Genomic DNA, 22713 nt, shown 5'->3' with positions numbered 1-22713 from the left:
AATGAAAAATCTTTTCTACCCCCTGCTCATAGCCACCGCTTTCGTGGCAACAGCATGCACCAACAATCAAGAGGACGACGTAACCGCCGTCGATCCCACCGGCAAAACCCCCATTTCGTTCGTAGGCGAAACTGTCAACACAGCCATCACCCGTGCCGGATTTGATATTAAAACTCAAATAGCCATGCATATTCTTAGTAATGAAAAAGGCGGTTCTGGCATTCGTGAAACTCGAACCTATGCCAATGCTCTGGCTGCAGGCGAGGCTGCCTTTTCTAATATAGAAGCTCCTAATAGTGATAATGTTCGTTATTGGGACGATGCTTTTGGACGTTCTGCACAACTTTCTGTTTTTGCTGTTGCTGTGCCAGGACTTTCTGATGTTAAGAATGGTGCAGAAAATAAATCTCTTGTAGATCATCTTTCTGGTGATAATACCTGGAGTACTAAGAATCTTGATGAGACTGTAACATGGACTGTTTCTACCGACCAGTCTGTTTCTGGAAAGATTGATGCTGAAGATCTTGTATATAGTAATAATATTCAGGGTGATAATAAACTTATTTTCCGTCAGCCTGCAGGTAGTTCAAGTGATGGCCCTGGAACTTTCGATCAGGGTAATTTGAAGTTTACACATGCTCTGAGCCGTGTAACCATCACCCTGAGTAAGGGTACAGGTTATGCTGATGGTTCTTTCAGTTTTGCAACGGGAACCAACGTAACATTTCTGAATGCACCTATCTCCGGTTCTCTGGATATAGAGAATGGTTCATGGGCAGTCAAAACAACTGCCAACATCACAAAGATGTACACAACAGAAACGACAAGTAGTGCAGCGTGTACGCTGATGGCTCAGCTTCTTCCAGGTTATGAGATTACAGATGGTAATGATAAAGATAATGTCTTGGAGTTTATCATCGATGACAACAAATACTTTATCACCCAGGATATGATGTTCGATGCGCTGAATAATGCTACTTTAGGAAAAGACAAAATGTCGACGCTGAAGAATGGAAAGGTTATCATGGAGCAAGGTCTTAATTACAACTTCAATATTACCGTAGGTAAGAGTAAGATTATCAACGTTACTGCCACACTCGAGCCTTGGACTAATGTAACTGCAGCCGACCAGACAATGGATAACTCTCACATCACACTCTGCCTCTTTACCAATACTAATGGTAAGGCATGTGACAACTTCGATTTGTATCGTCTGAACGACGAATCAACTAATATTAGCACAGAAACTAGAGATGATGCTAAAAACTGGGGTGGAAACTATACTGATAAGGCAGAAAAAGAGAAGAAAAATGGCAAGTGGGAGACCAGCTGGTATTTCGAGAATAATAAGGCTTTCTATCATTTCCGTACTGTAAACGCTGGAACAGATGTTAAGGAGAAGAATACAGATAAAGACGACTACTTCGAAATCTATTCTGGTGCACAGGATACTCATGATTATCACTGGGGTGCTCCATTTATTGCTACCACAACCAGTCCTATCAAGTATAGCACATCAGATGGATATACCGCTTTTCTGAGCCCTGCCATCGGTGCCACCAACTCTACTATCAACATAACAGAGTTACACATGATGAGTAACATCAATGTGGTGATTCGTACTACTAAGGATACAAGTTCTGATCACGTGGTGTTGGAAAAAACAGAAACTAATGGTTCCACCACTACCACTAAACAGTGTGAGGTTTCTTTGACCTATTTCTATGCCAATGGACAGGTAAAGATGGGTAATGGACTTGTTAGCACAACAGGTGAACTCTCTAATAGTGTACCATTCGATGCACCTGAAGCCGGAATTGACAAAACATCTAATGCAAAGTATAATTCAACAGGTGCCTTTACTTTTGCTGTTGTTCCTCAGGCTTTGGTGCGTTCAACAGGAGAACACCTGTATGTTGGTATCACCATCAAGACTCCAGACAACAACCAGTACTATATTGTTGAGAAACTGAGTGATATCCTTGCTACTTCAACTGGTGGTAGTCAGAACTATACTGACACTAATAAGAAAATAGATTTCTGGTATCCCAACCACAACTACACTTATACCTTCATTCTTACTAAGACAGGTATAAAGAATGTAACTTGTACTGTTGAGAAATGGACAGATGTAACTGCTACAGAACAGACAATTACTCTCGAAAACTAATTCGATGTAATGAATAGAAAAGATTTTATATATACTCTTGCGGCCTCGCTTGTACTGGGACTTGGTTCTTGTACAAGTGAGGACTTCTGGGATACCTTCGACCGCACCGTTGATGGTTCTATCGAGTTTAACGTTGGGGTAGAGGCTTCTCCAGCCCAGCGTGCTATGACTCGTACTGGTGATGAGGAGACGACAACTACAACAACTACTTCCAGCTATTATGCTATGCAGGCTGGCACCCAGGTTCGCCTTAAGGTGGATGGCACATGGAATAGAAAAGACCCCTCAGCTATCAGTAAGCAAACCACATGTACTACTGTAGCTGCCACCACCGAGGCTACCAAAACTAATGCATTATCGTTTACCGAAAACGAGACTCTTTACTGGGATGATTACGGCATTGGCGACCCAGATAATAGCGAAAACAATGCTAACGGTTTGCAAGTGCTAGGTGTAGCTGTGGATGGTATGGATAAGGCGCCTGAAATTACAGAGTGGGAGAGTCTAGAATGGCCCGTTATTACAAATGGTAAAAACGTATTGAATAGCGACATCCTTGTTTCTAATAATCTCACTGGTACTGATGCTTATAAGTTTGTTAAGCCTACAAAGGATCACCCCGGCAACTTGGTGTTTGTACACCCCTTGAGCAAGATTACTATCAATCTTAAGGCTGGTGTTGGTTTTACAAATGGTAAAATCGGCAATACAACTTATAAGTTTGTGGAAGACCCAGTCGTAACTCTGACTAATGCTACTACGTTGGCCACATTCAGCGATAATGCCTATTGTCTTACAAATGGTACAGTAAATATCGCAAGTGCTAAGGCCACGAGTGATGGCACTAAAGCTGCTGTCGTTGCTGGAACCACTAGTACTACTGATAATACTTATACCGTTATCAAGCAGGCGATAGTTTATCCTGGCACGCAGTTTGGAGATAGTGATGATGATGTGATTGCTGTGGTACAGGCCGATGGTAATGTTTATTATGTAAAAGCCGACCAAATCCGAGCTGCTATGAAGGCTAATGATGAATCAACAAATTATACCACAAAAGCTGGCTACAATTACATTATTAATGTAACAGTTACTAAAACAGGCATCCTCACTACCGCTACCGTTACAGCTTGGAATGAGGTTAATGCAGAAGAAGCATTCCCTAAAATCAATGTAATAGCTCCTGTTGGAAACCAAGGTGGTTCGATACCTTCTGATTTCAATGGAAAATTCGGTTTTTGGCTTAGTACGGATATTGACAAGAAATATGTTTGTGGTGCCACACCTACCATCAAATCTGATGGTTCGGTGGATTGGACAGAAACCACTACACTATATTGGCCCGACCACAATACCCATTACCATCTTCGTGGTATCTACCCCAAAGATACGGAGGTGACTAGTAATGCCGCTGGCGAAGATGTAGTTAAGGTGGCGAATGGTGCATATGATGCCAGTACTTCACCAAGTAATTTGCTGATTGGTATGCCTGAGTTTGATGATGAAACATTATGTGGGAACAAGGAAACTGGGCATACGCAGGTAGATATGCGTACCGGTGGTATCTGCGCACGCGAAGGCTATATCAACCTGAACTTCCGCTATATGATGAGTCAGGTGGAGGTGAAGCTTACTTCACAAGCTGATGATAACAATTCCACTAAGTTGGTTGATTTAAAATATGTAAAGGTAGAATTAGTGAATGTTGGTACCGGGGGTAATATTCTGCTGAGCGATCGTTCGGCTGTAGTTCCAGACGAGAGCGATAATAAGCTATATGCACTCCACATGGTAAATGGTGATAATAAGCACTATCATGATATTATCATACCACAAACGCTGATTGATAATGATAAAAATAAGGTAAAGTTCAAGATTACGGTATATAGTGAAGACCCTGTTCTGAATCCATCTGCCGCCAAAGATGTGTACTACGCTGATGTAGCACCTATTAAGGTGGCTGCCAATGGTGGTACAGCTAAAGCAACAAACGTTTGGGAGGCAGGTGTACATTACGTATATAACCTGAACATTACCAAGACGCAGATTAATGCTACTGCCACACTTACCGATTGGACTACCGTAGCGGCAAGTGAAGAAGTGTGGTTCTAAAAAGATTAATGGATAATAAGGATATGATTATTAGGAGATATTTCATACTTTCACTATCAGCTCTGATGCTGGCAGGATGCGCGGGTGATGAGGAGGTTAACAACAGCTCATCTACCGATGAACGTCTGCCTTTACGCCTCGAAGCAACCCTGTCAGGCAATCGTCATGTAACCCGAGCTGTAGGTAGCGAGTTTGAGACTGACGATGTGCTTTATAGTTATGTGCAGCATGTATATAATAAAGACGGAAACTATACGCAGGTTCCTGACATTCAGGCAAGTCTTGTAGAATTTACAAATCCTACAGTTGATGGCAACACTTATAACTTGACACCTGGAACCGCTCTTTATTGGGATGATTTCAGCAAATCATCCGATGATGGCGCCAACGACCTTTATACAGTAGGTCATGGCTTGCGTTCGTACTATGGTTATTGCTATAATGGTACGGAGATAACAAGTGGTGCACTTACCGAAAGTACTGGTGTACTCACTTGGTCGGCTAGTACCAACCAGAGTGCTGATGGTATTAAAACCAGCGACTTGTTGTGGTCAAACACACAGGCCCCTGTAGAATACAAACATGCCGTGCTGGAGCGTGGAAAGCTTACCGTTCCTTATACCCACGCTATGAGTAAGTTTACTGTGGTAGTTGTGGCTGGCGATGGCTTTAAGGCTGATGATTTGACTGGCGCCTCAGTAACGCTGCATGATATGAATATAACGGGAACCTTTACTGCGCCAACAGGAAAAGTTACCGAAACCTCAAAAGATATTGTTACGATGTTCGGTAATGAGAAGGATGGGAACCAGCGTATTTTCGAGGCTATAGTGGTGCCAACAACATCACTTGCCGAAAATAAGCATCTGGCAACTATCACTATGGCTGGTAATACCTATAAGGTGAATATTTCTGCTGGCATGCTTACATCATGGGCTGATGGTATTGAAAATGCCGCCAGCAAGAGTGGCGTTAACTATAAGTTGACTGTTGAGCTTAAAAAGCAGAAGGTGACTGTGTCGGCAACGCTGGCAAATTGGAATACTGTTAAAGCTACAGGTGAAGGCGAGATACAATTCGATGGTAACTTTGCTGATCTTGGTAGTAATTATGAAAAAGTAAAAGCTGGCGATTCGTTTGCGTTGTGGATGGCTGAGGCTGGAGTCGATTTTGGTAGCGATGCTTCTACATTAGTTACTTATGATTCAGATGCCAACAGGTTTACTAACAATACAGCTGTTTACTGGCCTGATGGCACCACCAAGTTTAAGTTCCGTGCCTTGGCAGAGCAGACGTCAGCTCATACACTCCAGGCTGTGACTACTACATCAATAGTTAAGGACGACAATTCGAAGTTGCCCGATTTGCTATGGGGAACTTCTGGTGAAGATGCTATTGCCCCACGTACTGGCGATGTGCCCTTAACGTTCAAGCACGCTTTAAGTAATGTGATTGTTACTTTGGAAACAACTACGGGTGATGCTGCGGTTACACTTGCTGGTGCTTCGGTTACACTTGCCAATCTTAATACCGAGGGTACCATTAATATTGCTGATGCTGAGATAACTTCCAAAACTCCAAGTGATAATGCCTTTACTGGTGTTGTAGATAGTGAAAAATATCAGGTTTCGACGCTGATGATACCACAGGAGTTTAGTGCCGATGCCAGACTGATTGTTACGTTAGCTGATAAAACAACCTATTCGTTGAAACTCAGTAGCATTACTGCTATCCCCAAGTGGGAGGGTGGTAATAAATACATCTATACCATTCACCTGAAGAAGGAGGAGATTAAGTTTAGTGCAACTATTCAGCCTTGGGTAGAGAAGACAGGTAGTGGTAAAGCAGATCTTGATTGGGATTAACAAAATGAAGATAGAAAAGTATTTATATATGATTACGGCGGCCTTGGCGATGGCAATTGCCTTGACTTTGGGGGCTTGCTCGGATGCAGAGGTTGAAAACGGCGGTAAGCAGCAGGGCCTGATGCCTGTGCTGTTTTCGGCTGATAATATGGATGCCGGCGTTACCCGTGCCTCGCAGGCGTATATGCCCAATAATAGCCGTTTCGTATGCTCGATGTTCTTCCACGCTGGTGCCAGCGATAGCGACGACTCACCTTTTGCCGCTCCTGTATCTGATGTGAATATGTCAACTGCCTGGCTTAAGGTTAATAACGAGTATGGCAATGCCGTTTATTGGAACAAGGAATTCTCTGATGTGGCCCAAACCAATCTGGATGATTATGGTTTCGACCCGGATGCCAAGTGTTTTTATTGGCAGAACCGCCTGAAACACATCTTCTTAGCGTTAACGGATAATCATCAACTTAAAGCAGGAGATGGCTCAGAGAATGGTACCTTAAAACTGTTTCCCGATCTTACGGAGACATATAACGGTGCGTATATGAAGTCGTACGATCTTACCCGAGGCTCCAAGAATTCGATGGCTGAGCAGCCAGATCCTATCCGTGCTATTACCACGATGAAGCCCGAGGGTGCCAGCTCCGAGGCAAACCGCGTAAACCTTTTTTTCAAACACCAGTTTGCGCAGATACAGGTAAACCTGAAGAGTTCGCAGGACGAGTCGGCTATGATCACTTATGCTCAGATTGAGAAAGTAGAGCTGCTGGGTGTTAGTGCCACTGGCTATGTGGCTTATAGCATTCTGCCTGATGGTACTGTGCCTGCCACTACTGCATCGCCTGCAAATGTAGATGATGCGTTCCAGATGTTCGATAATAACTCTGTTCCAACAGGTTATCTTAAATCGTTCGAGGCTATTACCTTTGGTACGCTGCATGGCATTCGTATTACTTGGCACGAAACTGAGGGCGAATTGCCGGTTACACACGTGGTTACTTTCAAGGCCCTCGACAACAAGCATAAAAACCTGGAGAGTGGTATGAAGTACATCTATAATCTGGAGCTGCGCCGTAGTTTGATAGCCCAGATTAAGGCCGAGATTACCCCGTGGGTTGACGATAAGACTGATCATACTACCGATGGCACAATCGATACTACGGATACTAACGAGTAAATAAGGAAAATGATACGTAACAACAATAGATATAAATTCTGGCAACTGCTGCTTGCGGCTTGTGTGATGCTATTCACCACAAGCTGTAGAGAAACCATCGAGCAGCTTTTCTCAGATGGAATCGAGGCTGGCGATGAAGTGGCGTTTACTGCCTCTGTGCAGGAACGAACTGTAAAAACCCGAGCAGCCGAAACACAAGAAGACGCTCCGCGCTATCGATTCACTATCGGGATGTATGAGATGGTTGATAAGGTAGAAACAAAAGTTGGCGATGATGGTATTTATACGGTAGAGAAGAAAGGTGGCGCTTTGCAGGCCGATAAAAAGCTGTATTGGCCCAGCAATGTTGTACCTTATTTATTTAAGGCTGTGGCAGGCTCATCAACACTTAGCGGCATTCAGAACACCCCTACCAAATGGCTGTCGCAGGACCGCCTTACTGGTGGTACAGATGTTTATCGGTCGGCTAAGGGATGGAAGCAATATAACATGCAGAATGAAAATGCCGACCTGACAACGGTTCCTCTCAACATGCAGCATACCCGCTCGCTAATTACTGTGATACTGAAGGCAGGCGAGGGTGTAAGTCGTCAGGCTCTGGCTTATAATGTAGCTGAAAATGATTTGAGTGCTACTATTTATTCGTATACTGATGAAAATGGCAATGCTGTTCCGTTGGAGATTCAGCCGTTAGCAGCGCCAACAACAGTTGATTATATTGCTGATAAGAACGGAGGTGCTGAAATAGGTGTTAGCTCCACTCGTTACGATGCGATTGTAGAGCCATGGAATTATGCTGATAAACCAGAAGATTATCTGTTGGTGCGTATCAACCTTTCTGGACAGAAGTATTCGTTCTATGCCAGAAACGATGATAACCTTGCCGCTAACAAGGATAACTATCAGCTGCAGGCAGGACAGAACCTGATTATCACCGTTACCTTGAGTCGTGACCAGCGTAAGACCAAGATGACTGCTTATATCGAGGATTGGACCGAGGATGTTACCACAACCATCTGCGACGATTATGGTAATGCCGGCGAGCCTATCGAGATAAAGACACGTGAAGATTTAAAGAATTTCCTTGCTGATAAGAAAGTAAACAAGCCAGGAAACGTGGGCTTGGTGCTGAACGATATCGATCTTGGGGATTGGACTGATGGTTGCGACGATCTGAGTTGTACGCTGAACTTAGGCGGCTGGAAGTTAACCAGCAATCATCGTTTGCTCAAAAACATAGATGAGGCTGCCCACCTGCAGAATGGTACTATTGAGATTAATGACGAGGTAGATGCGGCAGTAGCTACTAAGAACAGTGGCAGTATCGAGGATGTTAAGGTAACAGCCGCTACTACCGAGGCGCATGCCACTGAAGCAGGCGTGGTGGTAGATAATGCCGGTGTGATATCCAAGTGCCAGTCGGCTTTAGCTGTTACTGGTGCCACATCGGGTTTTGTAGGTGGTATTGCTGCCACCTCGCTGATTGCCAATGGCAAGAATCTTGACTACGAAACTGTTATGATTGATGGCTGCACCGTAACCAATCGTGTGGCTGACGGCGGCAAGGGAGGTGGTATTGTAGGCCATGCCGATGGTACTGTAACCAACAATACCTTTGAGTATGGTATTACCATTGGTCAGGACAAGACTACCCACAAAAACATTGTAGGTTTAGTAGGGGATGGTGCCTACCAGTTTACCAATAATGCCTGGCCCACCGTTGATGAAAGTCCAGGAATGGATAATAAGAACGAGGAGAACCTTTATACCGGCATCATCGACAGCCAAGCCGAACTTAAGCAGTCGACTACTACTGACTATAATAAGACTGGCTATCGCTATCGCCTGGCTAAAAATTTCGAGGTTAACGAGCCTGTTGGCGATGTGGCTTACAAACTGGATGGTAACAAAAAACAGTTATCTGTCACAAATCGTGTTTTCGGTACCATTACTGGTAGTGTTTACGATCTGAAGGTGCATGTTACCAAGAGTCTGATTGCTGAAAATATAGAAGCGGATAGAGATTATATGGCCCCTGTGGCTTATGCCGTTGCGGGTCCTGATGCCGAACTCCGCAATATCAAGGTGACGATGGCCGATGGTGCCTACATTCAGGCTTCGAACCCTGCTGGCTTGGTGGTTTGGGCTGGTGCTGGTGCCACTGTTAGCGGTTGCGAAGTGACTGCCGATATCCGTGCCTGGGTAAGTGAACCAAAATCAAGTAATGAGCGTAAATGTGCTGGTGGTATTGTGGCTTTGGGTTCGAAAGCTACCATCAGTAAGTGCGTGTTCCATACCGGCAGTAAGCTTGATGCACTGTTTACTGATGCCACGGTTATCTACTATGGCGGCATCGTAGGCGGTGTAGCAACGTATAACAGCGAGAATCCCGAGTTGACTATTACCGACTGCACCAGCTATTGTACCAGCTATATTACCACTCCAGAGGATGATTATCATGGAGGTATTTTGGGTTATGCCATGAAGGAGGATAAAAGCAATGGTACCAAGGATTGCCAGGGTAACTGGTGGCCTAACAAATCGGATGGCAAGGCCAGTAAGGGTGTAGCTGCTTGGCAGAGCGGAGTAACCGCCGATGCAACCATTGGTAAACGTAATGCCGTTAAACCTGCCGAATAAATTTATGTGATGATGAAGATGAATAAACGATATATACACTTGATGTTAGGCGCCGTGCTGATGGCCTCGTGCAGCTCGCAAAGCGATGTGCTGCCCGATGCCCAGAACGATGATGCGGCGATCATACATGTAGGACAGGTGAGTGTTGCCAACATGCTCGGTTCGGCAGCAGTAACCCGTTCCTCCTCAATCATTGGCGATGATAAACTCTCATGGCTTGAAGATGGATTGCGTAAAGGCATGAATATCTACTATTTCAAGGATTCTGAAGAAGCAGGACTTCAAGCCATTCTGAAACTTGAGAACAACAATACTTACAGTCTTAAAACGCCTGTAAGTGCAACTGATACTGAGCGAAAGCCTTGTAAGTGGTTGGGTAATGGCGAGCATACCTTCCAGGGCGCTTATGTGCCAACAGCACTTTACGAGAAAGATACCAAGCATACCTATACCGATTTGGAGCGTTACACCGCTATGCCCCCCGCAACCACGATAGCTGCTACCGTAGGTAGTATCACCATCCCGTTGCAGCACCGCTTGGCGCGTGTGGTAGCCTATGTGCTGATAGATGGTATGGATGCCAAACTCAAGGGGTACAATCAGACCACCCCTAATGCCGACGACATCAAGCTGCGTTTCTGTAACGTATGGACGCTTGATTATGTGGATGGTCAGGGCCATCCCATTTGGAAACTGGAACGTAAGGCCACACCAAACTACCTGGGGGTGGAGCCTGTAAGGGTGTATAAGGATAGTAAAAACAAACTGATATTCCCCGTGGATAAGGATAACTGGAAGGCTGCCGACGATGCGTATAAAGCTAATCCTACGGGCAGCGGCTATACCTATACCGATTACGATAATGCACCTTATTTCGACCTGATTGTGCGCCCCACATACAAATCTGTAACTACAGGCACCAATGTGATGAACGATGAGTTGACTGATAATAAAACCGACAGTTATAAAAACTACATTGATTTTGAACTCACGTTGGATAATGATCTGGAGTACGAAAAGCAGGTTGAGTTCGACCTGAATGCCAACGACGAAACGGTGGTTTATCTGCGTGTTAGTCCCGAGCGTATCGATTATAACAGCACTGGTTCCCGTCTTTGGAAAGCATCGTCGTATAGCGACAGCTACTATGGTGTGAATAACGAGAATGATAACTACCTCTCGGAAGCTGGCAGCAGTTGGCAGCGTGCGTATACCAATAGCGAGCTTAAGGTTGATGTCACCGATGGACATTATTATGATGCTGATGAGGAAGACCCTGAAGCACAGTACGTATCCGACGAAAAATGGATAAGCATGCTGCTTCAGGCCTGTGAGGGTGGCAAGCATCATGGCGATTACTTTATCCTGAAGAAAAATATCACCATTAATACCGATAATGTTGAGTTCCCTGAGAATTTTGTTTTTACAGGCCATCTCGATGCGCTTGATAACACCATCATCATCACGGGTAAACGTGCTTATCTGTTCGATGGCTTAAACGGCGAATACGTAACCAAACAGGAGAATGTTACAACCGACCGCAAAGAATGGGAGGCTAATGTACGTCTGGAGGGTACTCAATGGGTACCTGCTGCGGGTTGGCGTGCCGAGATTGTCAATACAAACATTTCTGGTGCAAGCCTGTTTGGCTCTAATCCCAGCATTACCGGTTTTGTAAATAACTGTACCGACAGCAATGGTACCGTAACAAATCATACACCAACAATTCCAAGCTATTAAGAGATGAATATCAAACATATAAAATATCTGTTTGCAGCTATTGTGCTCACGGCTTGTACAGCCGACGATGCCGATTGGCAACTTTCAGCCGAACAGCAGCAGCTGATAGGGCAGGGGGTAAACTTTAGTGCCACCATGGCCGACCAGTTTGTTACCCGTACCACCTATAACCCTGATGGTTCGTTTAACGAGGGCGATCAGATGCGCATTTTCCGTCAGTATGCCAATCCCGATGGTACCACATTCGACGAGGCTAAAGAGATTTTCCGTACCTATTATTACAAGATGAACTATGCTACAGGTACCAACTTCTCTATTAATAGCGATTGGATGCCTGGCTATCAGGAATTAGGTAAACAGAAATACGATGTAGATGCTGGCTTTTCTACCCAGACTTCGGGCGACTCGCTGACGTGGGAGAATGGTAAAACCGTGCGTTTCCGTGCCTGGGGCCAGAGTAATCTCTCGGGCTGTCTGGATAGCGGTACTCGCGACAGCTATTATCCCGACTATACCGTAAGCGACTGGGTAACCGTATCAGGTCCCACGCAGGACATCCCGCTTACCATGCGCCATATTGCCTGTCGTATAGCCCTTGTCCCCAAGAATGGTAACGAGTTCAGTCGTGTAGAGCTCTGTACCCAGCTGGCCGATTACAAGCGTAAGGATAATGCCGATAAAACGGAAAACGACAATATAGAAACCGACAAGTCAGACGTACAGGCTGAGAAGGAGCTTAACGAGGTGATGGCTGCTTATAACAAGATGTGTATGCCTGCTGGTGTAAACGATAAAACATTCCAGCTTACCGCCATGACGCAGGCTCTTTACAACGATGAAAGCACCAACTTTAAGCAGCTTGAGCAGTACACCGAGGGCATTGTAACCATGGGCTCTATTGGTGCCGGGGATATTGCCACTCAAGTGCAGCACCCAGTATTCAAGAATAACAACGGCAATCAGTACTTTGTGGCTATTCCATATGATATGAGTAATAGCAAGGAAACTGGTGGTAGCGAGTTGGTATTGCCCGCCTGCACCCGATTCCGTGTGTATCTGCGTAACGATGGCGATTATCACATCTTTGCCCTCAGCGATATCATGAAGAGTGGCTCTACCGAACAGGCGTTCCCCCAAGGCATCACACTCAAGGCTGGCTACAGCTACTCGTTTAGCGTGGGTTATCAGTACGATCATCTTACCATCACACCTGCCGACAACTTCTCGTGGGTGCAGCAGGACTTGGGTGCGGCAAAAGCCAGCGATGATACCAAGGGCGAGGTCCAGTTGGATTTCACCTGGTGGGTAAATGCCTTCCAAAAGGCCATCACAAACTCGAAAACCGAAAATTCGTTCAATCCCGTATTTACCATCACTACTCCCGAACAGTTCATCACCTTTATCCATCTGTGTAACGGTACCGCCACATCTCATCTGCCTAAGGCTACCCGTGGCGAGCTGCGAAAGGATGGTGATAACACCATCAAAATAGATGATATCGACAGTTATTGGTGGACGATCGAAGGCGATGTGGATGCGAATGGCGAACCCGTGAAATACACCCGACTCGAGATGCAGGAAAAAGGCTATTTGTTCTACCCCCTGTTCCATAAGAGTGTGGGTACCAATCCTGCCTATGCCGAGGAAATATGCGTTAGCGGTCCCTATAACTTTTACGACGAGGTAACAGGTAACCGGTTTGTGGTTAATTTAGGTGATGATATCGATTTGGCCGATCGCCTGCTGCCCAGCATCGCTACCGATAGCAAGTTCCCCTTCCGCGGACAGTTCCGAGGCAATGGCAAAACACTCTCCAATCTTTATATGCAGAGCGGCTATCTGTTCGATTATGTGATGGATGGCTGTATTAGCAATCTTAAGATCGAGAGCATCCATAACACCTGTCTGCTGCATTCAGGTACCTATAGTAGCTCTACCGACGGTTGGGGCTGTTATATCGCTGGCATATCTATGCTGTGCCCCAGCCAGACTAACTCTATTGCCGAAACCCTTAACGGTGCCAGTAGCGTGGTGGGCTGCATCCATGTAGGCAATGCCGGTGGCGCGCTGGTAGGTTCGGCCTCAAACCTTAATATGACGGGATGCATGCAGGCTGCTGCTGGTATCACCGCCAAAACGGGTGCCTTGTTAGGCTCGGGTAGTGTGGCTAAAACCACCTTCATGTATAACTTTTACGATGTAGAGCTGTCGCCTGATACCTATGCCGTGGGTACCGTTCAGGATGCCTACGATTACGATAAGTACATACGTGGCAGCAAATCGCATATCCTGAAGGCTGTTCACGATTATATGATTGGCGACGATGTGGATATCAGCAAGCTTACCGATAATCTCAAGGCCGAGATGTATGGCTTGGCACCCTGGAAGGCTATGAACCAGGGCATCGATGCCTATAATAACAGCACCATTGGCGAGAAATGCCGCTGCGATATGGTGTATAGCAACACCGATGGTTACTCGCATCGTTACCCCACGTTAAACAAAAAGAAAACTACCGAATAATCATGAAGATATATAAGTTACCCTTTTTCTCTATTGCCCTGCTGTTAGTGGGCTGTCAGGCCGACGAGCCGCAGCCCACGCAGCAACAGGCTGGCACGCTCTCGTTTACCACATCGGTACAGCAGTTCGAGGGCGAGCCAGCTACCCGTACCAATCTCATAGGTGATGCCTTCGAAAAGAACGACAAAATCAAGCTTAAGATAGTGTGCCCCGCTTCTTCTACCTCGCATAAGGAGTTTGGCGAGAGTACCTATAGCGGCAGTTTCGATGGCTTCTGGTTGCTCAAGTGGAATGATACGGCCCATTCGTGGGATAAGCTTGTGGCTGCCGATGGCTTTGATGTCAATGGCGACTATAAGCCTTCGGATGGTCCCGATGTTTACGAGCGCTATCTGGCACAGCCCACACCATATGTGTTTACGGCGCAGACATGGAGCGAGGAGCAGATCTATATCACTGGCAATAAAGCACGTATCGAGCAGTACAGCAACGTGTTCCATGCCAACCAGAGCAAGGCTGCCAACTATAAGGCCAGCGACATCATGTGGGCGCAGACCATCCAGCAAACTGGCTCGTACAATGTACATCTCAGCTTTAAGCACGTGATGGCAGCGCTGCTCATCACCGTGGATGCCGATGCCAGTTTTGGTATCTCCGACGAGGCTGTTCTCACCGTCGAGGGTATGCCCGATATCGATCAGGCTGAGGTGATTGTAGGCGATTACTATGCTGCCAAGAGTAAGGAGAATGTACCAAACTTTGGTTATAGTGTTAAGAATGCCACCGACGATAAAACCAAGAACGGAGTAGTGCTGGGCATCGCTCAGGTAGGCGATAAAAAGGCTACTACTGTTCCCATTCCTGTTAATGTTACATCCACCTATACAGCCCTTAACACGGGTAGCAAGCAGTATCGTCTGATAGTGCCCCCATGCGATTTGGGAACCAATCATGCCATCCTTTGGCTGCGCGATGGTAATAAACGCTACAAGGTGCAGCTTAGTCAGACGTTGTTCGAGGCTGGCAAACTCTATACAGTAACAATGAAGATAAATAAGCAGAATGAAGCATAATCATATATTTCACCTTCTGGCCGTAGTGCTCCTGTCGGCCTGTCAAGCCAACGATGAGGCTATCGTACCCGATGCTGCCCTCGAAATCCGTGGCATAACTGCTGCCATCGTTGGCGATAACGTGGCTGCCACGCGTGCCACCGACGAAACCACTGTTACCGTGGGTCGCGCTGCATTTGCTGCTAACGAAAAGATTGTGTTTACCGAGATACGTCGCACCAATTCGCCTCTCAAAGAATTTACCTACAAAAATATCCGTTATCTGTACGATGGAAAGAGCTGGGCGCGTACCGAGGTGGAGTCTGGTAAAGAAAAGATTTACTGGACCGACGGCGCATCAGCTCACACCTTTGTGGGCTATAGTCTCCCATCGTCCGACTATCCGTTCGATAATGGTGATGGTACCTACGCAGGCGAGTTAGGTAGAGATTTTACAACTGCTATCGACTTTAGTGCTGGTAACGATGTCATGAAGGCCGAAGACCTGTTGCTGAATTTCAATGCCAACACCAAGGCCGAAACGGGTGGATTATCTACCAAAGTTAGTTTTGCCCATGCGCTCAGTCAGGTACGTGTCGTGGTAGATATCGACGATTATGCCGCTGGCGATATCGATAAGCAGCTTACCGTCGCCAATATGGTTATTCAGCTGCAACCCACCAAGTTTATTTGGACTGACAAGGGTACGAATATCGATCTGGTTGCTACCGGTCAGTCGTATAAGGATATCAAGCTTTTCCAGAGCGGTTTTACGTTCTATGGTCTTACTACACCACATCTTGATAATGTAGATTTTTCGTTCGATGTAACCTATCCTAAAGCCTTGAACCCTAGCGAAACGGTTACTAAAACTTATAAGGGCACTTTCGAAAATGTACAGTTCTATTCTGGCAAATGCACCACACTTACCATTACGCTTAATCACCGTAATGAGCAGATGTATATGAGTGTGACCTATAACGACTGGAATCTTGTGCCAACACCCGACTTAGGCGTGCTGCGTAAGAAATCTACCTATATGACTATGAATGTAGATAATACCGCTATTAAAACGCATAGTTTGGTAGATAATATCGACGATGCTATCTGGCTGTATGAATCCAACAATGTCGTGAAGGATGTCTATGGCAACGATGGTACTAGTGCTGCTACTGCGTTCCGTATCACGTCCGCCTTGCAGATGTTGGCATTTGCTAAGGAGGTGAATAGTGATTACGATTTCACAGGTAAATATGTGCGACTCGATGCTGATATCACCATGCAAAGCAGCGCTACTGCCAGCGATTATGTGTGGAAAGGAATAGGCGAGGGTGGTAACGAGTTCAACGGCACCTTTCTGGGTGGCGATCGCTACATCAACCGCTTGAGTGGTAGCTCGCTGTTTGCTGCGCTGGGCGAGCAGGCTTGTGTAGAGCAGTTGTATATCACCACCATAGGTAGTGTTGCCAATGGTGCTCTGGCAAGTACTAATACAGGTGTTATCGGTGGCTGTAAGGTTATCGACGATGTAACCCTTTCTGGCACCCCCGCTGGCGCCCTGGTAGGTACCAACACCGGTACTATCCATGCCAGTTACTACACAGGCGCAGGCAATCTGGTAGGCACCAACTCCGATGGAGATAAAACCGGCACCATCGTAGGTTGCTACCAAGCCAGCGATATCACCTCGTTTACAAAAGAGTTCCTTACTAATTTTATTGATGGTACTGATGGCGAGAATCCGACAAATGGTTTGAACGATGACTTGAATGCTTTCTATAGCAATGAGTCTAATTCCAAAAAATTCCGCACCAAATTCAACTACACCTTCACCCCCGGCAATTACCCCACGGTAAAAGTAGTTACAGAATAACAATAGGGTTCGCAAACAAAATAGCGAGCCCTATTGTTTTTCTTTAGATTTCTTTGGTGATTTCGTAAAATAGTAGTACTTTTGTTCCTTGAATATGAAACAGAATAGTAACCATAGAACTGAGGAGGAATATTATCTAGAGAGTAAGAGGCTTAGGGCCGAAGTGATGCAAATTGCTGATACTTTAAAGAATAGTCCTATGCGTTTTACTGTGACTAATGGTATTAAGATGGATGTCGAGGTCACAAAGTCTGACTTAAAAACCATCGCAAGCAAGAATACCCAAGACAACCGATTCAATGCTTTTAAGAATAAACTTGCACAGGACATCAGAGGGTTTATTGAAAAGGCAAAATACGAAGGATGGCGTGAGGTTATACCTGGTAAACATCCAGAAACGGCTTATTTCGCATATTTCAGTCGTGAACTTGGCGAAAAGGCTTATCTCTGCATACGCAAAATTAAAAACACGGGTTTGTTTAAACCATATGCAATAATTGATCAGAAAACTTTTGATGCTGAAATAACAAACCTTAGAAAATAAAAAAAACCGCTGAACTGATTTGCTAACCCGATTACGGTGCTACTCTTTCATTTCAGCGGGAGGAAAGCGTTTCCTTTCACGCTGCAAAGATACAAAGTATTCCTTAAAGTTCCAAATATTTTGGGGATTTTTTGTTTGTAAGGAGTAATATCTCCATATAGTTTGTGGCTCCTAAGACACTAAAATTTCCTATATTATGCAATAGACAAACCGAACTTGTCGGAATTTCCGACATCATTAACGTGTAAATAATGCATGTTATTGTAGTCGTGTTATTGAGCCAATATCATCTATTGTTGAACTGTCAAGTATTCCTTACTAGTTCATCTTCTTTAATTTGAACTTGTGCAATTTCTGCACAGGTTGCAATAAACAATCCAAAAATTCTTAATCTATGCCTTGTTTTTGCATAGGTTTTTTGTATATTTGCAGCGTCTAATCTTTAAAAGTATGGCAAAGAATCTATTAAACAAGTACGTATGGCTGGTGGAAACCATCTACAAGGCCAAGAAGATTTCGTTCAAAGAGATCAATAAGCGTTGGCTTGACAATGATTTAAGTGAAGGCAAGGAAATGCCTATCCGCACTTTTCATAAATGGCGCCAATATATCGAGGAGATGTTTGGAATTATTATTGAAAACGAAACTGGCGGGCAGTATCGTTATTATATTGAGAATGCTCACGAACTCAATAATGGCTCTTTGCGCAGCTGGTTATTTAACACGCTTACTGTTAGTAATCTGATGATGGATAGTGCAAGCATTAAGGATAAGATTTTGTTCGAAGAAATCCCAGATGGCGAGCAGTATCTCCCTGTAATCATAGAGGCCCTAAAAAATAATACGATACTTGAGATGACCTACAAAAGCTTCTTTCGCGACGAGGCAAATACTTTTACTGTAGAGCCTTACTGTATTAAGGCATTCAAGCAGCGTTGGTATCTGGTGGCACGCAGTCCTTATTATGAAAAGATTATGATTTATGCCCTCGATCGCGTGCATCAGTTGGAGCCAACAGCTCTTCATTTCGAATATCCTGAAGATTTCAAGGCGGAGGATTATTTCGACGAATGCTTTGGTATTATTGCTGATGCCAACTATAAGGTAGAAACAGTTAAACTTAAGGTTTCAGCCGGTCAGGCCAATTATCTTCGTAGCCTAACTTTACATCAATCTCAAAAAGAAATCGAGCTAAATGACGAGTATAGCATCTTTACTGTGCGCCTGCGTCCTACCTACGATTTCCGCCAGGAGATACTTTCGCAAGGTTGTGACATTGAGGTAATGGAACCCAAATGGTTCCGCGACGAGGTTGCTGAAATTTCAAAACAAATGTGGAACAAATATAAGAACGACAAATGAAAGATTTTGCTGCAATAGATTTTGAGACTGCTAACAACGAGCGAACTAGTGTTTGCTCAGTAGGAGTTGTGATTGTGAGAGATGGCGAGATTGTGGATACCTTCTATTCGTTGATACAGCCTGAGCCCAATTACTATAATTATTGGTGTAGTCAGGTGCATGGACTAACACGTCAGGATACAGAGGAGGCCCCGGTTTTCCCGGAAGTTTGGAAACAGATTGAGCCAATGATTGAGGGGCTCCCACTTGTAGCACATAACAAGGCTTTCGATGAGAGTTGTCTAAAGGCCGTTTTCCGTTGTTATCAGATGGACTATCCAGATTATGAATTTCATTGTACATGTGTGGCTTCTCGCAAAGCATTCCCAAATGCTGAAAACCACCAGCTCCACACAATCTCTAAGCTATGTGGTTATGAACTCGAGAACCACCACCATGCCCTTGCCGATGCCGAAGCCTGTGCCTGGATAGCAAGAGAAATCCTATAATTTTCCGCTTTTTAATAAGATTCTTACAAGGTGTGCCCTCCATCGGCACACCTTTCTCGTATCTTTGCATCGTGAACATAAAATGATGTAAAGATGGAAACAAGTAAAGTACAAGAGATTTTCAACTCTACTGCTATCAAGGATATAGAGAATGAGATATTGTTGATGCAGCATGAAATTGAGAAGAGACACTTCGAATATGAAGCTGGCGAGGAGGTAATCAAGTGCCTACTGGGCACAAGAAAGTCTTTGTTGAATAAGATGTTTGTGATGGATGAGGAGAGCAAAAATCTCTTATCAGATTTCAACGAGGCACTAAAAGCCCAGATGATAGAGATGAGAAAGCGTGCATTATCTATCTATGCTTCCAACGTGAACAGTGGACTTTTATCCAGTTTTACTCTCAAAGGAAGGTGCTTCATGGGCTATGAGTATTCGAAGATTCATCCTGTTCAAACGATGCGAGCCAAGAAGATGTGGGCTGTATTGAATGGCTCACTCGCTGACTACATGCCTTTGTATATGGACGGTGTGGATATCTTCGAGTTAGATTACTCAGAAGGAAACGATTGTGATTTTCCTTCGGAGAATCAGCTGCTATACCTTGATGAGAAGATTGATAATTGGAACGATGAGTTAGATCAGGAAATGACAAAAGACATGCATCTGATACATCCATTCCACAATCTCTACAGTCACTTAGATTTCTCCATCTTCGACCTCTTATGGGTACGCGACTTCAATATCGAGCTAAGCCTCGAATCAAATTTCAGCACCTATCCGGAGGATTATCCAAATGATGATCTCGACTGGTCCAGATATGATTTTGATGATTAATTCTCTAACCTCTGCCCCAAAGTGGCACACCTTTCTCTTATCTTTGCAACATCAATTCATTATTAATTAAAACAGTTAGATTATGGCAAAAGTATTAAGCAACGAATTCATGCAGAACATGACTATGGAAGAGGCCTGGAAAGAACTCTCAAGGGAGTATCACTGGTCAGAAAACCTGTTGGAGAAGTTCCAGAACAAAGTGAATTGGGATGGTATTTCTGAGAATCGAAACATATGCTGGACCATTCCTATGATTCAGAAGTTTCAGAAGATGATTAACTGGGATCTGTTCTCTAAGAATGTCACCAAAGACACTCTCACAATAGCCGTTCTTGAAACTTTCAAAGACAAATGGAATTGGAATGAACTTTCTGAAAACTATTGCATTAGGCTGACAGAAGATATGGTGGAAAAGTTTGCAGACAGATGGAATTGGAGCCGCATCATCAGAAGATACGTTGATTCTTTCTATGAGGCTAAAGGCATTGATTTCTACGAAAAGTACAAAGATCGCATCTCTACCAACGATATCCAGCACACGAACTTGTGGAGAGGGATTATTGATCAGCAGGTTATGCAGTTGATGGAAGAAATCATGGCATAAAAACCTACCAATATGAAGAAAGAAAATCTAAAAAAGTTGAGTACGCTTAACTATATTGATAGTTGGGCTAAACAAGTGAGAATGCAAGCAATGGACATGAAAAAGCTTTTTAAGAGCAATTTCGGAACTCGTTGGGGTAATTATTCTCTTGATTTGTGGGAGGTTGAAGATGGAATCGATGATATTATTGATTCTGCAGATCAAATCACAGATGGTGTTGAAGAAATGGAATTATAATTTAAATCAGTTAGATTATGGCAACAAAAGTATTAAGCAACGAATTCATGCAGAACATCGCTACCGAAGAGGCATGGAAAGAGTTATCAAGCACCTTCAGCTGGACAGAAAACCTGCTGGAGAAGTACCAGGACAAAGTAAATTGGGACGAGCTCTCTGAGAACAGAAACATCCGTTGGACTCTCCCAATGATTCAGAAGTTCCAGAAGAAAATCAACTGGGACAGATTCTCTGAGTATGCTGACGAGCATGTTCTTACTGAACCTATCATCGAGGCGTTCAAAGACAAGTGGAACTGGCGCGAACTCTCAGTTAATAGCGACGTAGATCTGACATACGAGCTCCTCGAGAAGTATGCCGACTATTGGGACTGGGAAGCTATCATCGACAGTTACAGACATAGCATCTTTGAGAAGTATGCTATTGAGTTCTACGAGAAGTTCAAGGATTACATCCCCGTTTCCAAACTTCAGAACACAAACCTTTGGACTAGCATTGTCCAGCAGAGATCAAAGCAGCTTGCCGCAGAGATATGCATGTAGAAGACATCAATTCTAAAGAACAGATGCTCAGGGAAATCCTTCTCTGGGCATCTGAGGTTAAGCAGAAATCGATAGATTTGCAAACAAAATATGTATTAGAATTCTCGGAGGAAATAGACAAGGATATACCCTGTACATGCAATGAAATAGCCTACAGTATTCATCACATCAGTTGTGCTGCAAGCGAGTTGATAGAAGAATGCAAGGATGCAGGAATCTATATGAAGGACGAACATCGAATTATAATCGGTTCGTTATAAATATTTGTTTTTTTCTTGCGACTTTCAATAATAATCCTTATATTTGCAATCGATACTAATAACTAAGAGCCGATGAGCAGAGTTTTTCGAATAACGCCAAAGCGTATCAAACGAGCCAATAACACGGTGTTGACTCCAGATATGGTAATCACCGTTACCACTCGCCAGCATACTACTGACCCATTCTACAATGGCGCAGTAGAAATCCAGGAGCAATACATGCGTATGTACCAATTCGACTACAAACGTGCCAACTGCTCCAAGTATGATTTTGATTTCGTAAAGTTGGACTAAAATATAGTATTATGGAGAAAGAGGTAAAACAACTAATTAAGGAGAGTCTGTATAAGAGACTCGCAGGTCATGATGAGATTGACACCATTCTTAATAACGATGCATTGGTAGAAAAATGGTTGACAGGCATTATGGCCTTAGGTTATAACGACGGTGATATTGAAAAAGCAGCACAGGATATCTATGAAATGAAATCTGCTTTATTAGGCGAGATTTCTATTGAAGATATTAGGGCATTTGTCTATCTGCTTAATTATCGATTTGCAGAAGAAATAACGGCATTTACTCGATATGTTGAGCTTCGAAACGAAGTTGATTCCGAGATTTTATCCGCTGTCAAAGAGGAATTGAACCTAGTTGAAAAAGGAGACTTCTTGCTTACATAATAATTTTTAT

Annotated in this window: 19 protein-coding genes; all 19 read left to right on the top strand. The window is 44.3% G+C overall.

Annotated elements, in window-relative coordinates; translation table 11 throughout:
* Position 1 precedes the first annotated feature (1 nt).
* The 19 genes from BLR73_RS02625 to BLR73_RS02535 all read left to right on the top strand — a co-directional run bounded on the left by BLR73_RS02625 (position 2) and on the right by BLR73_RS02535 (position 22703).
* Positions 2 to 2170 (top strand): fimbrillin family protein, encoded by a 2169-nt coding sequence (locus tag BLR73_RS02625; RefSeq protein ID WP_091858657.1) that lies wholly within the window; start codon positions 2 to 4, stop codon positions 2168 to 2170.
* Positions 2171 to 2179: 9 nt separating this feature from the next.
* Positions 2180 to 4282, top strand: coding sequence for a fimbrillin family protein (locus tag BLR73_RS02620; RefSeq protein WP_091858654.1), 2103 nt, complete (start codon positions 2180 to 2182; stop codon positions 4280 to 4282).
* 23 nt (positions 4283 to 4305) lie between these two features.
* Complete coding sequence (locus tag BLR73_RS02615; protein ID WP_176763593.1) at positions 4306 to 6147, top strand: fimbrillin family protein; 1842 nt, start codon at positions 4306 to 4308, stop codon at positions 6145 to 6147.
* Positions 6148 to 6151: 4 nt separating this feature from the next.
* Positions 6152 to 7321, top strand: a complete 1170-nt coding sequence (locus BLR73_RS02610; RefSeq protein ID WP_143010865.1) for a fimbrillin family protein — start codon at positions 6152 to 6154, stop codon at positions 7319 to 7321.
* Between the two features lie 9 nt (positions 7322 to 7330).
* The gene (locus BLR73_RS02605; RefSeq protein ID WP_091858644.1) at positions 7331 to 9961 is read left to right on the top strand and encodes a fimbrillin family protein; all 2631 of its coding nucleotides are present in this window, start codon (positions 7331 to 7333) and stop codon (positions 9959 to 9961) included.
* Positions 9962 to 9979: 18 nt separating this feature from the next.
* A complete protein-coding gene (locus BLR73_RS02600; protein WP_143010864.1) occupies positions 9980 to 11701 on the top strand; it encodes an oligogalacturonate-specific porin KdgM family protein in 1722 nt (573 codons plus the stop codon).
* Between the two features lie 3 nt (positions 11702 to 11704).
* The gene (locus BLR73_RS02595; protein ID WP_091858639.1) at positions 11705 to 14224 is read left to right on the top strand and encodes a hypothetical protein; all 2520 of its coding nucleotides are present in this window, start codon (positions 11705 to 11707) and stop codon (positions 14222 to 14224) included.
* A gap of 2 nt (positions 14225 to 14226) precedes the next feature.
* Entirely contained in the window at positions 14227 to 15297 is a 1071-nt protein-coding gene (locus BLR73_RS02590) for a fimbrillin family protein (protein WP_091858636.1), read from the top strand.
* The gene (locus BLR73_RS02585; protein WP_091858633.1) at positions 15287 to 17149 is read left to right on the top strand and encodes a hypothetical protein; all 1863 of its coding nucleotides are present in this window, start codon (positions 15287 to 15289) and stop codon (positions 17147 to 17149) included. The genes BLR73_RS02590 and BLR73_RS02585 overlap by 11 nt, the downstream gene beginning before the upstream one ends.
* Before the next feature lie 94 nt (positions 17150 to 17243).
* Positions 17244 to 17693, top strand: coding sequence for a hypothetical protein (locus tag BLR73_RS02580; RefSeq protein ID WP_091858631.1), 450 nt, complete (start codon positions 17244 to 17246; stop codon positions 17691 to 17693).
* A 450-nt stretch (positions 17694 to 18143) separates the two neighbouring features.
* Positions 18144 to 19055 carry a helix-turn-helix transcriptional regulator gene (locus BLR73_RS02575; protein WP_091858628.1) on the top strand — a complete coding sequence of 304 codons (912 nt, stop codon included), beginning with the start codon at positions 18144 to 18146 and terminating at the stop codon, positions 19053 to 19055.
* The gene (locus tag BLR73_RS02570) at positions 19052 to 19543 is read left to right on the top strand and encodes a 3'-5' exonuclease (protein ID WP_091858626.1); all 492 of its coding nucleotides are present in this window, start codon (positions 19052 to 19054) and stop codon (positions 19541 to 19543) included. Before BLR73_RS02575 ends, BLR73_RS02570 begins: the two co-directional genes overlap by 4 nt.
* Positions 19544 to 19792: 249 nt before the next feature.
* The gene (locus BLR73_RS02565; protein WP_176763592.1) at positions 19793 to 20380 is read left to right on the top strand and encodes a hypothetical protein; all 588 of its coding nucleotides are present in this window, start codon (positions 19793 to 19795) and stop codon (positions 20378 to 20380) included.
* Between the two features lie 82 nt (positions 20381 to 20462).
* On the top strand, positions 20463 to 20984 hold the full coding sequence (locus BLR73_RS02560) for a hypothetical protein (protein ID WP_091858620.1): 522 nt from the start codon (positions 20463 to 20465) through the stop codon (positions 20982 to 20984).
* A gap of 12 nt (positions 20985 to 20996) precedes the next feature.
* Positions 20997 to 21221 carry a hypothetical protein gene (locus BLR73_RS02555; protein ID WP_091858617.1) on the top strand — a complete coding sequence of 75 codons (225 nt, stop codon included), beginning with the start codon at positions 20997 to 20999 and terminating at the stop codon, positions 21219 to 21221.
* Positions 21222 to 21238: 17 nt separating this feature from the next.
* Positions 21239 to 21763 carry a hypothetical protein gene (locus BLR73_RS02550; RefSeq protein ID WP_091858614.1) on the top strand — a complete coding sequence of 175 codons (525 nt, stop codon included), beginning with the start codon at positions 21239 to 21241 and terminating at the stop codon, positions 21761 to 21763.
* Complete coding sequence (locus BLR73_RS02545; RefSeq protein WP_091858611.1) at positions 21754 to 22023, top strand: hypothetical protein; 270 nt, start codon at positions 21754 to 21756, stop codon at positions 22021 to 22023. Before BLR73_RS02550 ends, BLR73_RS02545 begins: the two co-directional genes overlap by 10 nt.
* 72 nt (positions 22024 to 22095) lie before the next feature.
* Entirely contained in the window at positions 22096 to 22317 is a 222-nt protein-coding gene (locus BLR73_RS02540; RefSeq protein ID WP_091858608.1) for a DUF6140 family protein, read from the top strand.
* A gap of 11 nt (positions 22318 to 22328) precedes the next feature.
* Positions 22329 to 22703, top strand: a complete 375-nt coding sequence (locus BLR73_RS02535; RefSeq protein ID WP_091858606.1) for a hypothetical protein — start codon at positions 22329 to 22331, stop codon at positions 22701 to 22703.
* Positions 22704 to 22713 lie beyond the last annotated feature (10 nt).

It is taken from the genome of Prevotella sp. khp1 (genome assembly GCF_900102205.1).
GTDB classification, from domain to species: Bacteria; Bacteroidota; Bacteroidia; order Bacteroidales; family Bacteroidaceae; genus Prevotella; species Prevotella ruminicola.
The sequence above is the reverse complement of the archived record's forward strand: the minus strand, read 5'-3'. Positions and strand labels throughout refer to the sequence as shown.

Coding starts and splice junctions, on each gene's coding strand:
- BLR73_RS02625 (WP_091858657.1), top strand. CDS start 2: ATGAAAAATCTTTTCTACCCCCTGCTCATAGCCACCGCTTTCGTGGCA.
- BLR73_RS02620 (WP_091858654.1), top strand. CDS start 2,180: ATGAATAGAAAAGATTTTATATATACTCTTGCGGCCTCGCTTGTACTG.
- BLR73_RS02615 (WP_176763593.1), top strand. CDS start 4,306: ATGATTATTAGGAGATATTTCATACTTTCACTATCAGCTCTGATGCTG.
- BLR73_RS02610 (WP_143010865.1), top strand. CDS start 6,152: ATGAAGATAGAAAAGTATTTATATATGATTACGGCGGCCTTGGCGATG.
- BLR73_RS02605 (WP_091858644.1), top strand. CDS start 7,331: ATGATACGTAACAACAATAGATATAAATTCTGGCAACTGCTGCTTGCG.
- BLR73_RS02600 (WP_143010864.1), top strand. CDS start 9,980: ATGAATAAACGATATATACACTTGATGTTAGGCGCCGTGCTGATGGCC.
- BLR73_RS02595 (WP_091858639.1), top strand. CDS start 11,705: ATGAATATCAAACATATAAAATATCTGTTTGCAGCTATTGTGCTCACG.
- BLR73_RS02590 (WP_091858636.1), top strand. CDS start 14,227: ATGAAGATATATAAGTTACCCTTTTTCTCTATTGCCCTGCTGTTAGTG.
- BLR73_RS02585 (WP_091858633.1), top strand. CDS start 15,287: ATGAAGCATAATCATATATTTCACCTTCTGGCCGTAGTGCTCCTGTCG.
- BLR73_RS02580 (WP_091858631.1), top strand. CDS start 17,244: ATGAAACAGAATAGTAACCATAGAACTGAGGAGGAATATTATCTAGAG.
- BLR73_RS02575 (WP_091858628.1), top strand. CDS start 18,144: ATGGCAAAGAATCTATTAAACAAGTACGTATGGCTGGTGGAAACCATC.
- BLR73_RS02570 (WP_091858626.1), top strand. CDS start 19,052: ATGAAAGATTTTGCTGCAATAGATTTTGAGACTGCTAACAACGAGCGA.
- BLR73_RS02560 (WP_091858620.1), top strand. CDS start 20,463: ATGGCAAAAGTATTAAGCAACGAATTCATGCAGAACATGACTATGGAA.
- BLR73_RS02555 (WP_091858617.1), top strand. CDS start 20,997: ATGAAGAAAGAAAATCTAAAAAAGTTGAGTACGCTTAACTATATTGAT.
- BLR73_RS02550 (WP_091858614.1), top strand. CDS start 21,239: ATGGCAACAAAAGTATTAAGCAACGAATTCATGCAGAACATCGCTACC.
- BLR73_RS02545 (WP_091858611.1), top strand. CDS start 21,754: ATGCATGTAGAAGACATCAATTCTAAAGAACAGATGCTCAGGGAAATC.
- BLR73_RS02540 (WP_091858608.1), top strand. CDS start 22,096: ATGAGCAGAGTTTTTCGAATAACGCCAAAGCGTATCAAACGAGCCAAT.
- BLR73_RS02535 (WP_091858606.1), top strand. CDS start 22,329: ATGGAGAAAGAGGTAAAACAACTAATTAAGGAGAGTCTGTATAAGAGA.